Annotated in this window: 14 protein-coding genes; 10 read left to right on the top strand and 4 right to left on the bottom strand. The window is 77.6% G+C overall.

Annotated elements, in window-relative coordinates; genetic code table 11:
- Positions 1-2: 2 nt before the first annotated feature.
- Positions 3-1,103, bottom strand: a complete 1,101-nt coding sequence (locus tag ACI79C_RS22275; RefSeq protein WP_456947872.1) for a hypothetical protein — start codon at positions 1,101-1,103, stop codon at positions 3-5.
- A gap of 137 nt (positions 1,104-1,240) precedes the next feature.
- Positions 1,241-1,885, bottom strand: coding sequence for a response regulator (locus ACI79C_RS22280; RefSeq protein ID WP_456947873.1), 645 nt, complete (start codon positions 1,883-1,885; stop codon positions 1,241-1,243).
- Positions 1,886-2,189: 304 nt separating this feature from the next.
- Between ACI79C_RS22280 and ACI79C_RS22285 the strand changes: the two genes are divergently transcribed.
- The 6 genes from ACI79C_RS22285 (at position 2,190) to ACI79C_RS22310 (ending at position 7,992) form a co-directional block, all read left to right on the top strand.
- Complete coding sequence (locus tag ACI79C_RS22285; protein WP_456947874.1) at positions 2,190-4,010, top strand: ABC transporter ATP-binding protein; 1,821 nt, start codon at positions 2,190-2,192, stop codon at positions 4,008-4,010.
- 6 nt (positions 4,011-4,016) lie between these two features.
- Entirely contained in the window at positions 4,017-4,166 is a 150-nt protein-coding gene (locus tag ACI79C_RS22290) for a hypothetical protein (RefSeq protein WP_456947875.1), read from the top strand.
- Between the two features lie 71 nt (positions 4,167-4,237).
- Complete coding sequence (locus ACI79C_RS22295; protein ID WP_456947876.1) at positions 4,238-5,092, top strand: protein kinase domain-containing protein; 855 nt, start codon at positions 4,238-4,240, stop codon at positions 5,090-5,092.
- A 49-nt stretch (positions 5,093-5,141) separates the two neighbouring features.
- Positions 5,142-5,675 (top strand): peptide deformylase, encoded by a 534-nt coding sequence (gene def / locus ACI79C_RS22300; RefSeq protein WP_456947877.1) that lies wholly within the window; start codon positions 5,142-5,144, stop codon positions 5,673-5,675.
- On the top strand, positions 5,624-6,601 hold the full coding sequence (fmt, locus tag ACI79C_RS22305) for a methionyl-tRNA formyltransferase (protein ID WP_456947878.1): 978 nt from the start codon (positions 5,624-5,626) through the stop codon (positions 6,599-6,601). Before def ends, fmt begins: the two co-directional genes overlap by 52 nt.
- Positions 6,598-7,992, top strand: a complete 1,395-nt coding sequence (locus tag ACI79C_RS22310; protein ID WP_456947879.1) for an RsmB/NOP family class I SAM-dependent RNA methyltransferase — start codon at positions 6,598-6,600, stop codon at positions 7,990-7,992. The genes fmt and ACI79C_RS22310 overlap by 4 nt, the downstream gene beginning before the upstream one ends.
- A 7-nt stretch (positions 7,993-7,999) precedes the next feature.
- On the opposite strand, the gene ACI79C_RS22315 is transcribed toward ACI79C_RS22310, so the two are convergent.
- Positions 8,000-8,632 (bottom strand): response regulator, encoded by a 633-nt coding sequence (locus tag ACI79C_RS22315; protein WP_456947880.1) that lies wholly within the window; start codon positions 8,630-8,632, stop codon positions 8,000-8,002.
- The gene (locus tag ACI79C_RS22320) at positions 8,629-10,002 is read right to left on the bottom strand and encodes a sensor histidine kinase (RefSeq protein ID WP_456947881.1); all 1,374 of its coding nucleotides are present in this window, start codon (positions 10,000-10,002) and stop codon (positions 8,629-8,631) included. Before ACI79C_RS22320 ends, ACI79C_RS22315 begins: the two co-directional genes overlap by 4 nt.
- 75 nt (positions 10,003-10,077) lie before the next feature.
- On the opposite strand from ACI79C_RS22320, the gene ACI79C_RS22325 reads away from it, so the two are divergent.
- Genes ACI79C_RS22325 through ribD form a run of 4 tightly spaced genes read left to right on the top strand, consistent with a single transcriptional unit; the run spans position 10,078 to position 13,132 of the window.
- Positions 10,078-10,575, top strand: coding sequence for a hypothetical protein (locus ACI79C_RS22325; RefSeq protein WP_456947882.1), 498 nt, complete (start codon positions 10,078-10,080; stop codon positions 10,573-10,575).
- Positions 10,576-10,630: 55 nt separating this feature from the next.
- Positions 10,631-11,338, top strand: a complete 708-nt coding sequence (locus tag ACI79C_RS22330) for a DUF1775 domain-containing protein (protein ID WP_456947883.1) — start codon at positions 10,631-10,633, stop codon at positions 11,336-11,338.
- A gap of 49 nt (positions 11,339-11,387) precedes the next feature.
- Positions 11,388-12,059 (top strand): ribulose-phosphate 3-epimerase, encoded by a 672-nt coding sequence (gene rpe, locus ACI79C_RS22335; RefSeq protein WP_456947884.1) that lies wholly within the window; start codon positions 11,388-11,390, stop codon positions 12,057-12,059.
- Positions 12,056-13,132: a bifunctional diaminohydroxyphosphoribosylaminopyrimidine deaminase/5-amino-6-(5-phosphoribosylamino)uracil reductase RibD gene (gene ribD / locus ACI79C_RS22340; protein ID WP_456947885.1), complete on the top strand. Its 1,077-nt coding sequence runs from the start codon at positions 12,056-12,058 to the stop codon at positions 13,130-13,132. The genes rpe and ribD overlap by 4 nt, the downstream gene beginning before the upstream one ends.
- Position 13,133: the final 1 nt, after the last annotated feature.

Here is a 13,133-nt window from a genome sequence, read left to right on the forward strand (position 1 = left end):
GGTCACTCCGGAGTGGGCACCTCGGTGGATGCGTCCCCGGCGGGAGCGGCATCAGCGGGAGCGGCATCGGCGGGCGTCCCCACGGCCGGAGCGGCGGTGGGAGCAGCCGGGCGCGTCGGCCGCGGGGCGGGCTCGCACGGCTCGTCGCCGCCACATGCCGGGCCCTGTGCGGGTTGGGCCGGGCGGGACGGTTCCTGGTCCCCGTCGGCGTGCCGGCCCCCGTCGTGCTGCCCGTGGCCGCCGTGGTGCCGGTCACGGTCACGGTCACGGTCCCGCTCCCGGTCGTGGTGGCCCTTCGCGTCGCCGCCCTTCCCGTCGCCGTCGCCGTCGCCGTCGCCGTTGCCGTCGCCGTGCCCGTCGCGGTCGTGCTTGCCGTCGCGGTCGTGCTTGCCGTCGCCGTCGCCCTCCCCGTCGCGCTGGCCGTGCCGATCGCGGTCGCTCTCCCGGTCGGTACCGGGCGCGCCGGGGTCGGTCGTCGTCGGGGTGCGCCGGGCGGCGGCCGGCGGGTCGGTGTCGGCCGGAGATGCGGTGTCGGCCGGAGATGCGGTGTCGGCCGGAGATGCGGTGTCGGTCGGGGGCTCGGTGTCGGCCGGGGGGACCGGTGCGGGCTCCGGGGCGACGGCGGGCTGCGGGGCGCCGGGTGCCGGCAGGACCGGGGCGGGTGCGGTGGGATCGGCGGGTCGAGGTGCCGGCGTGGGTGCGGTGGCCGCAGGACGGTCGACCGGGCCGAGCGCCGCCAGCGGCGGCGGTCCCGTCACGGGAGCCGACGCCGCCGGGACCTGCGGGACGAGCGCGATCGTGCGGTTCCCGCGGTCGGGAGGAGCCACGGCGACGGCACGCTGCCGGGTGGCCGCGGCCGGCAGCATGGCCTGCCCGGACGGTCCGGTGGGGTCGACGGGCAGGACGCGTGGCGGTGGTGGCAGGTGTCCGTCGGTGCCGAGCGCCTCGGCGGGCGGCGGGTGGTCCTGCGGCGCCGGCAGGGCCAGGGGGACCGGGGGGCGGCCGGGGACCCGCGGCCCGTCGACCAGCGACAAGCCGGTCCACGTGCCGACCAGGACGACCAGCAGGAAGGCCCCGGCGATCGTGAGCGTGCCGGCCGTCACCCGCGCGATCCCCGACCAGCGGCGGTGCGTCGGGGGGACCGCCGCCGCGCGCCGGACCACCACCGTCCGGTGTCGGCTGTCGGGAGGGAGCTGCGCAGGGCCGGGGGCCCGACGGCCGCGCGGGGCGCTCCGGGACATCAGGAGCTCCCCTCCTCGTGGCGCGTGGGACGGAGGTGGCGCTCGGCCCACAGGGCCGCCTGGGTCCGGTCGGCGGCGCCCACCCGCTGCAGGATGTGGGTCACGTGGGTCTTCACGGTGCCCTCGGCGATGCGCAGCCGGCGGGCGATGACCTTGTTGGGGTGTCCCTGGCGGAGCAGCTCGAGGACCTCGCGCTCCCGGTCGGTGAGCAGCTCGGTCTGGCCGCGGTCGCGCAGCGCGGCGATCACCGACGGGGCGACCTGCGGGTCGATCGGCCCGCCCCCGGCGGCCACGGCGCGGACGCCGTCGAGGATCGCCTCGGCCGAGGCGTGCTTGAGCAGGTAGCCGTCGGCACCGGCGTCGAGCGCCTCGAGGACCCGTGAGCCCTCGCCGAACGAGGTGAGGACCAGGATGCGCGCGCGGTCGCCACGCCCCCGGAGGGAGCGGATCACGCTGATGCCGTCCTGCCCCGGCATGGACAGGTCCAGCATGACGACGTCGGGCCGGAGCCGATCGGTCAGGTCGAGCGCGCCGTCGGCGTCACCCGCCGTCCCGACGCACTCCATGTCCGGGCCCTCCTCGAGGAGGCTCATCAGTCCCTGGCGGACGACCGCGTGGTCGTCGACGACCAGGACGCGGATCACGACGGCGACCCGGCGGCCACCATCCGGGAGACCACCCCCACGGAGCCCGGCCGGGGCGCCGCCCGCCACTCCACCTGGCGGAACGTGATCGGGATCACGTTGCTGAGGATAAGACGCATCCGGCTCGGAATGGGTGTCCGCGGTGCGGTGACCGGTATACCGCGCGCCGGGGACCAACGGTGTACGCCCAGGGACGGATGGATACTCCACCTCGAACCGGCTCAGGCTGGTCCGCATGCCGGCGCACGCTGCTCCGCGGCCTCCCGGGGCCCTGCGGGTCGCGGCACCCTTCGTCCGGCCACAGGTGGGTCGCCTGACGCTGGCGACGGGGTCGGCCGCCGGTCAGGTCGCCACGTCGCTGCTGGCGCCGTGGCCACTCGCGCTCGCCGTCGACCACGGGCTGGGCGGGCGCCCGCTCACCGGGGCGGTCGCGGTGCTGTCCGGCCTCGGCCCGGTGGGACTCCTGGTGGCCGCCGGGGCCGCGACGGTCGGCCTGTCGGCCGCCAACGCCGTCCTCGACATCACCACCTGGTCGAGCGCCATGCGAGCGTCCACGCGGATGGGCGGGGCGCTGCGCGCGGCCCTCTTCGGACGGGCGCTGACCCTCTCCCTGCGCTGGCACGACCGCATGCGCACCGGCGAGGTCGTCTCCCGGCTGACCTCAGACGTCGGCCGGGTGACCGACGCGGTGGTCGCGACCTTCACCACCCTGCTGCCCAACGTCCTGCTGCTGGCCGGCTCGCTGGTGCTGCTGTTCACCGTCGACCCGTCGCTGGCCTGGCTGGGCCTCGTCGTCCTGCCCGTGCTGGTCTGGCTGACCCTGAGCCAGCGGCGCCGGGTCCGGGCGGCGACGCGCGAGGCCCGCGAGGCCTCGGGGCGGCTCTCGGCGGTGGCCACGGACCTGCTGCGCAACGTGCGGGCCGTGCAGGCGTTCGGTCGCCTGGACCGGGCCGGGCAGCTGTTCGGCGGCCCCAACGACCAGGCCGTCGCCGCGTCCACCCGCGCGGCGGTGGTCGAGGCGCGCTGGGGGCCCGTGCCCGGCGTCCTGCTCGCGCTGGGGGCCGGCATCGTGCTCGTCGCCGGGGGCCTCCAGGTCCGCGCGGGCGCGCTGACCACGGGACAACTGCTGGTCGTGCTCTCCTACCTCGCCAAGCTGCAGTCCCCGGTGCGCAGCCTCGTGCGCCTGGTCGGTGTGCAGGCCAAGGCCAACGCCAGCGCCCAGCGCATCCAGGAGGTGCTGGCCTGCCCGGAGGTGGTGCCCGAACCGGCGTCGCCGGCGCCGGTCCCGGCGGTCCGCGAGGGCATCCGCCTCGAGTCGGTCACCTTCTCCTACACCCCCCACCGCCCGGTGCTGCGCGACCTGGACCTCACCGTCCGTGCCGGCGAGACGGTCTGCCTGTTCGGTCCCAGCGGGGCGGGCAAGAGCACGGTCCTCGCCCTGCTGCTGCGGCTCTACGACCCCGACGCGGGGCGGGTGCTCCTCGACGGCGTCGACGTCCGGGAGCTCTCGACCGTGGACCTGCGGCGGCAGCTGGCGTTCGTGCCGCAGGACCCGTGGCTGCTCGACGCCACCCTCGCGGAGAACATCGCCTTCGGGAACCCGGCCGCCACGCGCGCCGAGGTGCTCGCCGCCGGCCGGGCCGCCTGGGTCGACGAGTTCGCCTCCACCCTGCCGGAGCGCTACGACACCCCCCTCGGTGAGAGCGGGGTCCTGCTCTCCGGCGGCCAGCGCCGCCGCGTGGCGCTGGCCCGCGCGGTGGTCTCGACCGCGCCGGTCGTCCTCCTCGACGAGCCCACGACGTCGCTGGACGCCGAGGCGGCGCGGCAGGTGGTCGGCGCGATCCGCGACGCCACGCGCGACCGCACGGTCCTGCTCGTCACCCACGACCCGGTCCTGGCAGCCATCGCCGACCGGACGGTGCACGTGCGCCCCCTGCGGCCCCGCCCCGTCCCCCGGACCGCGGACGCCCCCCGCTCGCCGGGGAGCGCCGCCGCCGGCGAGCCCCGGCCCGCCCGGCACCGCTCGGGGAACGGTGCCCCGCGCCCGCGGCCGCCCGCCGCGCAGGACGACGGGGGTCAGGTGCTGGTCCCCGCCGCAGCCCACGAGACCGTCGAGAGGAGGTGAACGACCATGACGACCTTCCGCCGCGTCGTCGGCGAGGTGACCGTCCGCCGGCACCACGACCACGACGACACCGACACGTGGACCCACGACAAGCACGACCACTGGGACCACCACGACGACGACTACGACCGCCACGACTGGGATGACTGCGACTGAGCCGTGGGGAGGGCCGTCCCACCGGACCGGCTCCGGTGGGACGGCTCCCGGTCGCCGACGAGGGAGCGACGATGGACCCGAACGCGGTGCCGATGGCCGCCGCCCGGCGCGACGGCCGGCCGGTGTGGGACCCGGCGCCGGGGGACCCCCTGGTCCCGGGACACCTCGCCTGGACCCGGCTGGCGGTCGGCGCCCGCCGGGAGACGTGGCTGTGCTGGTCGGTCGACCTCTGGGCGCCGGCCGTGGTGAAGACCGTGCGCCCCGGGTGGCAGCCGCAGCACGCCACCGCGCTGCACCGGGAGGTCCGGGCGCTGACCCGCCTGCTGCACCCCGCCGTCCCTCGCCTGCTGCACGACGGCCGGGACGCGGGGCAACCGTTCATCGCCGTCGAGTACCTGGACGGGCCCGACCTGGGCGACTGCCTCGCCGAGGGCGGTCCCTTCCCCGCGGAGGACACCGCCGGCCTCGGCGTCCTCGTCCTGGGGGCGCTGCGCGCCCTGCACGCCCGCGGCCTCGTCCACCTGGACGTCGACCCGTTCAACGTGCTGCTCGTCGACCGCCGCCCGCGGCTGGTCGACCTCGGCTCCTCCCGCCGACTGGGCTCCCGGCTCCACCCCGGCGAGCGGGTCGGGACCGACGGCTACACCGCACCCGAGGTGGGCGACCCGACCGGCCTCCCGGTGACGCCGGCGCTGGACGTCTACGGGGTGGGGGCGACCCTGCGCAGGATCCTGGACCCCGGCGCCGAGGGCGCCGCAGGCGTGGCCGCGGTCGTCGACCGGCTCACCGACCCCGACCCCGCCCGGCGGCCGGACGTGGCGACCGCCATCGCCGAGCTGGCCGTCCACGCGGGGGCCGAGGAGACGCGCCCGTGGCCGAGCTGGGCCGACCCGTCCCTGCCCGCCGGCGCGCTCGTCGGCGGCTGACCCGGGCCGCCGTCCGAGGGGTGCCGCGGGCCCTGCCTACGATCGACCGGTGAGCGTCACCCCCATCCGGCTCTACGGCGACCCGGTCCTGCGGGCCCCCGCCGCGCCCGTCGTCGACTTCGACAAGGAGCTGCGCGGGCTGGTCGCCGACCTGACCGACACGATGCTCGCCGCCGGGGGCGCGGGGCTGGCCGCTCCGCAGATCGGCGTCGGCCTGCGGGTGTTCACCTGGCACGTCGACGGCGAGCTCGGCCACCTGGTCAACCCGGTGGTGTCCGCGGTGGGCGAGGAGTACCAGGAGGGGCCCGAGGGCTGCCTGTCCATCCCGGGGTTCGCCTACGACTGCCGCCGTCACCTCTACGTGGCCGCCACCGGGTTCGACCTGCACGGCGAGCCGCTGCGCGTCGAGGGCTCCCACCTGCTGGCCCGCGCGGTGCAGCACGAGGTCGACCACCTCGACGGCGTGCTGTTCGTGGACCGGCTCGAGGACGCCGCCCGCGCGGCCGCCCTGGCCGAGATCGCTGCCGCCGAGTGGTCCGGTGTGCCGGCCTGGGTGCCGCGCGTGGAGGTGAGCCCCCACTGAGGCTCCTCTTCGCCGGGACGCCGGAGGTCGCCGTCCCCGCCCTGGACCTGCTGCTCGACTCCTCCCACGAGGTCGTCGCCGTCCTCACCCGCCCCGACGCCCGCTCCGGGCGCGGCCGGAAGGTGAGCCGCTCCGCGGTCGCCGAACGGGCCGACGCCGCCGGCGTGCCGGTGCTGCAGCCGCGCAGCCCGCGCGACCCGGAGTTCCTCGACCGGCTGGCAGCCCTCGCGGTCGACTGCGCGCCGGTCGTCGCCTACGGCGCGTTGGTCCCGCAGGCGGCACTGGACCTGCCCCGGCACGGCTGGGTCAACCTGCACTTCTCCCTGCTGCCGGCCTGGCGCGGGGCCGCGCCGGTGCAGCACGCGATCATGGCCGGTGACGAGCTCACCGGGGCCTCGACCTTCCGCCTGGAGGCCGGTCTCGACACCGGGCCGGTCTACGGCGTGGTCACCGAGCCGATCGCGCCGCGGGACACCGCCGGCGACCTGCTCGGCCGGCTGGCGGCCAGCGGTGCCCGGCTGCTGCTGGCCACGCTCGACGGCATCGCGGCCGGCACGCTCGAGCCGCAGCCGCAGCCGGCCGAGGGCGTGAGCCTGGCCCCGCGGATCGAGCCGGCCGACGCGCGGGTCGACTGGGCGCTGCCGGCGCACGTCGTCGACCGCCGGGTCCGGGGGGTCACCCCGGCGCCGGGCGCGTGGACCACCTGGCGCGGGGACCGGCTGCGCCTGGGCCCGGTCGAGCCCCTGCCGACCTCCCTCGGTCTCGCCCCCGGCGAGCTGTCGGTCGGTCCCACGGGCGTGCTGGTCGGCACCGGCTCCGGCGCGGTCCGGCTGGGGGAGGTGCAGCCGGCCGGCAAGCGGCTGCTCCGGGCCGGCGACTGGGCGCGCGGTGCCCGGCCGGCCCCGGGCGAGCGGGTCGGCACGTGAGCCGCCCTCCGCGCCGTCCCGGCCGGCCCCGGCCCGGACGGCGCGACGGACGGCGGGCACCCCGGCCGCAGCTCGACGGCGCACGGCTGACCGCCTACGACGTCCTGGACGCGGTCTCCTCCCGCCAGGCCTACGCCAACCTGCTGCTGCCCCAGCTCCTGCGCGATCGGGAGCTCGACGCGCGCGACGCCGCCTTCACCACCCAGCTGGCCTACGGCACCCTGCGCGCCACCGGGACCCTCGACGCGGTCCTCGCCGAGCTGGTCGACCGCCCGCTGGCCGACCTCGACCCGCGGGTGCTGGACCTGCTGCGGCTCGGGACCCACCAGCTGCTCGACCTGCGGGTGCCCGCCCACGCCGCGGTCGCGACCACCGTCGACCTCACGCGGGCGATCATCGGCGCCGGCCCCTCCGGGCTGGTGAACGCGGTGTTGCGCAAGGTGGCCGCCGGCGGGGACCGCGCGGCCTGGCTCGACCGGCTCGGCGGGGACGACGAGCGGCGGCTGGCGCTGGCCACCGACCACCCGGGCTGGATCGTGCGGGCCTGGCGGGAGGCGCTCGGCGGGGACGACGAGCTCGAGGGCGCACTGCTCGCCGACGACACCGCGCCCGAGGTGCACCTGGTGGCCCGCCGGGTGACCCGCGACCGGCTGGCCGAGGAGTCCGGCGGCACGCCGGGACCGTGGTCGCCGCACGCCGTCCGGCTGGGCAGCGGCGACCCCGGCCGGGTGCCCTCGGTCCGAGCGGGGACCGCCGGCGTCCAGGACGAGGGCAGCCAGCTGGCCGCGCTGCTGCTCGCCCGCGCGCCGTTGGAGGGACCCGACACGGCCTGGCTGGACGTGTGCGCCGGCCCCGGCGGCAAGGCGGCCCTGCTGGCGGCGGTGCGCCCGGCGGGGGTGCGGCTGACCGCCGCCGACCGGTCGCCACACCGCGCCGAGCTGGTCCGGCAGGCGCTGCGCGACGAGGAGGACGTCGACGTGCTGGTCGCCGACGGCCGCCGCCCGCCGTGGGCGGCGGGCTCCTTCGACCGCGTGCTGCTCGACGCCCCGTGCACCGGGCTCGGCGCGCTGCGCCGCCGCCCCGAGGTCCGGTGGCGGCGGACGCCGGAGGACGTGCCCCCGCTGGTCGAGCTGCAGACGGCGCTGCTGGCCGGCGCACTGGCCTCGGTGCGGCCCGGCGGGGTGCTGGCCTACCTGACCTGCTCCCCGCACACGGCCGAGACCGTCGCCGTCGTCGATGCCGCGGCCGCCCGGGACGACGTCGAGGTGCTGCCGGTCGCCCCGCTGTTCCCCGACGTCCCTGGGGTCGCCCGCGGGCGGTACGGGCAGCTGTGGCCGCACCGGCACGGCACCGACGCGATGTTCATGGCGCTGCTGCGCCGCACCCGCTGAGCCCCGGTCACCGCCGCGTCGGCCGCAGGTTGCGCTCGGCCCACAGCGCCGCCTGCGTGCGGTCGGTGACGCCGATGCGCTGGAGGATGTGCGTCACGTGCACCTTGACGGTGCGCTCGCTGATCGCCAGCCGGCGGGCGATGAGCCGGTTCGGGTACCCGAGCCGGATCAGCTCCAGCACCTCGGCCTCGCGATCGGTCAGCGGCACGCCCGGCGCCCCCCGGTCGCGGACGTCGCGCAGCAGCGAGCTGGCCACGGCGGGGTCGACCGGCGCGCCGCCGGTGGCGACGGTCCGGACGCCGTCGAGGATCTGCTCGGCCCGGCTCTGCTTGAGCAGGTAGCCGTCCGCGCCGGCCGAGACGGCGTCGAGGACCAGCCCGGCGTCGCTGAACGAGGTCAGCACGAGCACCCGGGTCGGGTCGCCGGCCGCGCGCAGCCGGCGGATCACCGAGACGCCGTCCGAGCCGGGCATGGACAGGTCCAGCAGCACGACGTCGGGCCGGTGCTCGGCGACCATCTCGACCGCCTGGTCGCCGTCGGCCGCCTCCCCGACGCACTCCATGTCGTCGGTCGTGGCCAGCAGGTGGGTCAGTCCCCGGCGGACGACGGTGTGGTCGTCGACCACCAGGACGCGGATCACCGGGCCACCCCCACGGAGTCGGAGGCCGCCGCGCCGCGGTACAGCGGGCCTGAGTCGTCGAGCGGGACCTGGGCCAGGACCCGCGTGCCCGCGCCCGGCGCGCTGGAGATGGTCAGGGCACCCCCGGCGGCCAGCAGGCGGTCCTCCAGGGTGCGCAGCCCGAGGTGGCCGTGGACGTTGCTGGCGGCCAGGCCCACGCGGTCCATCCCGCGGCCGTCGTCGTCGACCACGATCGCCGCCTCGGTCGGCGTCCGGGTGACGACGACGGCTACCCGCGTGGCCTCGCTGTGGGACCGGACGTTGCGCAGCGCCTCGAGCGCCGCGCGGTAGAGCAGCGAGGCGACCGGCTCCGGGAGGTCCTCGGCGGCCTCGGTGTCCAGCTGCACCTGCAGGCCCTCCCGTTGCAGGCCCTCGGCGAGCACGGCCAGCGCGGGGGCCAGGCCCGCCTCCGGCAGCCGGGGCGGGTTGAGGTCGACCAGCAGCGACCGCAGCTCGGTCACGCTGTGCCGGACCCGCTCGGCGGTGCGCGCGACCAGCTCCGGGTCCGCGCTGGACGGGTGGAGCCGGGCGACGTCGAGGTCGTAGGTGAGGCCGGTGAGGTCCTGCACGACGCCGTCGTGCACCTCGGCCGCGATCCGCCGGCGCTCGTCCTCCGAGGCGTCGACCACCGACTGCAGCAGCCGGGTCTCGGCCTCCTGGTGACGGCGCAGCCGGCGGGCGAGGTGCCAGGCGATCGGGATCTGGACCGCCTGGAGCAGCAGCAGGGCGCCCAGGGAGGCGGGGGCGAAGCGCATGTAGGCCGCTCGCGCCGACTCCTGCACCACGTCGTAGCCCTGGTAGACCTTGACCAGCAGTCGCCGTCCGCCGGCGTCCCGGACGCCCACGTGCACCTCGAGCAGGGCGCGGTCCGGGGACTCGAAGCGGTTCGTCGGTGCGGCGAGGTCGGTGACGTGCGAGGCCACGGTCTCGTTCTCGAGCGCGTCGCGCTCCAGGGTGTCCAGCGGGACGACCTCGCCCACGACCCGCGGCTCGTCGGACCACAGCACCCGCCCCCGGCCGTCGAGGACATCGATCCGGGTCACCGGACCCGAGGAGGCGGCGGCGGCGACGGCGGTCTCCAGCCGGGCCCGGGCGTCGGCGTCGCCGGCCCGCAGCTCCGGGGTCAGCAGCGGCGCCACCACCCCGTGGCCGACGACCCGGGCGACCCGCTCGGCCGACCGGACACCCTGCTCGTCCCCCGCGCGCCGGGAGAGGGCCGCGATGAGCAGGGACAGCGCGAGGGTCGCCACGACGCCGGCGACGGTGAAGCGCGTGACGGAGGCCGCCACCGAGATCCGACCGGTGCCGGGGAACCGGGGAGTGCGTCCCACGGGCTCAGGCTAGGACCGGCCACCCCCGCCGTGGTACTCCCGCGTTCCGGTAGTCCGCGCGGTTACCGTGCGCGAGTGCCCTGGCTGCCCGACGACTTCCTCCACCCGCTGCGTGCCGACCTCCCGACCGGCCACCACCTGCGCCCCATCCGCGAGGCCGACGTCGACCTGGACTTCCCGGTCGTGATGGCCTGCCGGGAGCGGCTCTGGTCGATCCACGGCGAGGCCTGGGGCTGGCCGCCGGCCACCATGACCCGCGAGCAGGACCGCGCCGACCTCGCCCGTCACGAAGCCGAGATCGAGGCGCACGAGAGCTTCAACTACTCGCTGCACGACGAGGCCGAGACCGAGCTGCTCGGCTGCGTCTACATCGACCCGCCGGAGAAGGCCGGGGACGCCGACGCCGAGGTCTCCTGGTGGGTCGTCGACGGGCTGGTCGGCACCGACGTGGAGCGGGCCCTCGACGGGTTCGTCCCCCGGTGGATCGCGCAGCGCTGGCCGCTGCGCCGTCCGCGCTACGTGGGCCGGGACCTCTCCTGGGCCGAGTGGGTGGCCCTGCCCGACCGGGAGTGAGACCGGCGCGGGCCGCGCCGGGAACCAGCGGCGCCGGGAGGACGACTACAGCGCCGTGAGGACCCGCAGCGCGGCCCTGCGCCGCTCCCTGGCCACCGGCGCCCTGGCCGCCGTCCTGCTCGCCGCAGGCACCGGGACGGCCGCCGCCCACGTCGAGGTGAGCGCGCCCGGCGCCACCGCCGGCACCGGGCCGGTCACCGTGACGTTCTCCGCCGCGGCCGAGAACCCGTCCGGCGTCGCCGGCCTGCGCACGCGGCTGCCCGAGGGCATCGACCCGGCCACCGTCTCGCTCGCCTCCGGCCCGGCCGGCTGGACGCTCACCTCCACCGCGGACGGCTTCGAGGTCGGCGGACCGCCCCTGGCCCCCGGCGAGGACGCCGAGGTCGCCGTCACCGTCGCCCAGCTGCCGTTCGAGGTCACCGAGCTGGCCTTCCCCACCATCCAGCGCTACGCCGACGGTGCCGAGGACGCCTGGATCGAGCAGGCCGCAGCCGGCGCGCCCGAACCCGAGCAGCCCGCGCCGGTGCTGACCGTGGCCCCGGGCGCCCCGGCGCCGGCGACGCCACCCGCGATCGACCCCACGCCGTCCCCGACGCCGGAGGCGTCGCCCCAGGAGACGGCGGCCGCACCGGCCACCACCCCTTCGGCGGCGGAGGAGGACGACGGCGGCGTCGCCACCGGCTGGCTGGTCGGCCTGGGCGTGCTCGTGGTCGCCGCCGTGGCCGGGGGCCTGTGGGTACGGCGGTCGCGCGCCCGGCGGTGATCGGCTCCCGGGGCGGAGGGCGGTTCGCCCCCGCCTAGACTCGGCAGACGTGTCCCGCACCCCGATGATCGCGCCCAGCCTGCTGTCGGCGGACTTCGCCCGGCTGGCGGACGAGGCCGAGCGGGTCAAGGACGCCGACTGGTTGCACTTCGACGTCATGGACGGGCACTTCGTGCCGAACCTGACCTTCGGCCTCCCGGTGATGCAGGCGCTGCAGGCGGTCAGCCCGGTGCCGCTGGACTGCCACCTGATGATCCACCACCCCGAACGCTGGGCCCCTGGCTACGCCGAGGCCGGCGCACGCAACGTCACCGTCCACGCCGAGGCGTGCGCCGACCCGCGCGCCGTCGCCCGCGACATCCGCGCGGCGGGGGCGCTGGCCGGTCTGGCCCTCAAGCCGGCCACCCCGCTGGAGGAGTACCTCGAGGTCCTCCCGGACTTCGACACCCTCCTGGTCATGACCGTCGAGCCCGGCTTCGGCGGCCAGGAGTTCATGGCCGAGGTGCTGCCCAAGGTGCGCCGCGCCCGCGAGCTGGTCGACACCGGGCACCTCACCCTGCTCGTCGAGGTGGACGGCGGCATCAACGCCGACACCATCGAGCAGGCGGCCGCGGCCGGTGCCGACGTCTTCGTCGCGGGCTCCGCGGTCTACGGCGCCGACGACCCCACCCGCGCCATCGCCGGCCTCCGCGCGCAGGCCGCCGCGGCGCGGCAGGGATGAGCGTCTCCGCGGCCGAGCTCTCCGCCATGGCGCGGGCGCGCGAGCTGGGCGAGGGCGTCCTGGGCACCACCAGCCCCAACCCACCGGTCGGTGCCGTCGTCCTGGCCGCCGACGGGACGCCGGTGGGGGAGGGGGCCACCGCCCCGCCCGGCGGCCCGCACGCCGAGGTCCGTGCCCTCGCGGCGGCCGGCGACCGGGCCCGCGGGGGCACCGCCGTCGTCACCCTGGAGCCCTGTGCGCACACCGGCCGCACCGGTCCGTGCGCCGACGCCCTGCTGGCGGCGCGCGTCGCGCGCGTCGTCGTCGCCGTCCCGGAGCCGACGGAGCTGGCCGGGGGCGGTGCCCGGCGGCTGCGCGACGCCGGGGTGGACGTCGTGCTCGGCGTCGAGCAGGACCGGGCGGAGGAGGGGGCGCTGGCCGGGTGGCTGACCGGCGTCCGGCAGGGCCGGCCCCACGTGGTCTGGAAGGCCGCCGGCACGCTCGACGGCCGGGTCGCCGCCGCCGACGGCAGCAGCCGGTGGGTCACCGGGCCCGAGGCCCGCGCCGCCGTCCACCGCCTGCGCGCCACCTGCGACGCGGTCGTGGTCGGCTCGGGCACCGCGCTGGCCGACGACCCGCAGCTCACCGTCCGCGACGCCGAGGGCCGGGACGCCGACCGGCAGCCCCTGCGGGTGGTGCTCGACCGCCGCGGCCGGCTGCCGGCGACCGCCCGGGTGCGCGTCGGCGCGGCGCCGACCCTGGTCAGTGCCGCCGCCACCCCGCGCGCCCTGCTCGCCGAGCTGTTCGACCGCGACGTGCGGCGAGTGCTGCTGGAGGGCGGCCCGACCCTGGCCGCGGCGTTCTTCCGCGACGGGCTGGTCGACGAGGCCGTCGTGCACCTCGCGCCGAAGCTGCTGGGTGCCGGCGCGTGCCTCGTCGGGGACCTGGGAATCACCTCGATCGGCGACGCGCTGACCCTGTCGCTCGTCGACGTCACCCTCCTGGGCGGGGACGTCGGCATCCGGCTGCGCGCCGACCGGCACACTGGTGCAGGTCGGTCCGCGGACAGCCCGGCCGCGACCGGAGGGAGTTGAT

The organism is Geodermatophilus sp. SYSU D00697, from assembly GCF_054050175.1.

Excerpts from the sequence above, each read along its gene's own strand:
- ACI79C_RS22290 (WP_456947875.1), top strand. The coding sequence starts at position 4,017 with ATGACGACCTTCCGCCGCGTCGTCGGCGAGGTGACCGTCCGCCGGCAC.
- ACI79C_RS22295 (WP_456947876.1), top strand. The coding sequence starts at position 4,238 with ATGGACCCGAACGCGGTGCCGATGGCCGCCGCCCGGCGCGACGGCCGG.
- ribD (WP_456947885.1), top strand. The coding sequence starts at position 12,056 with ATGAGCGTCTCCGCGGCCGAGCTCTCCGCCATGGCGCGGGCGCGCGAG.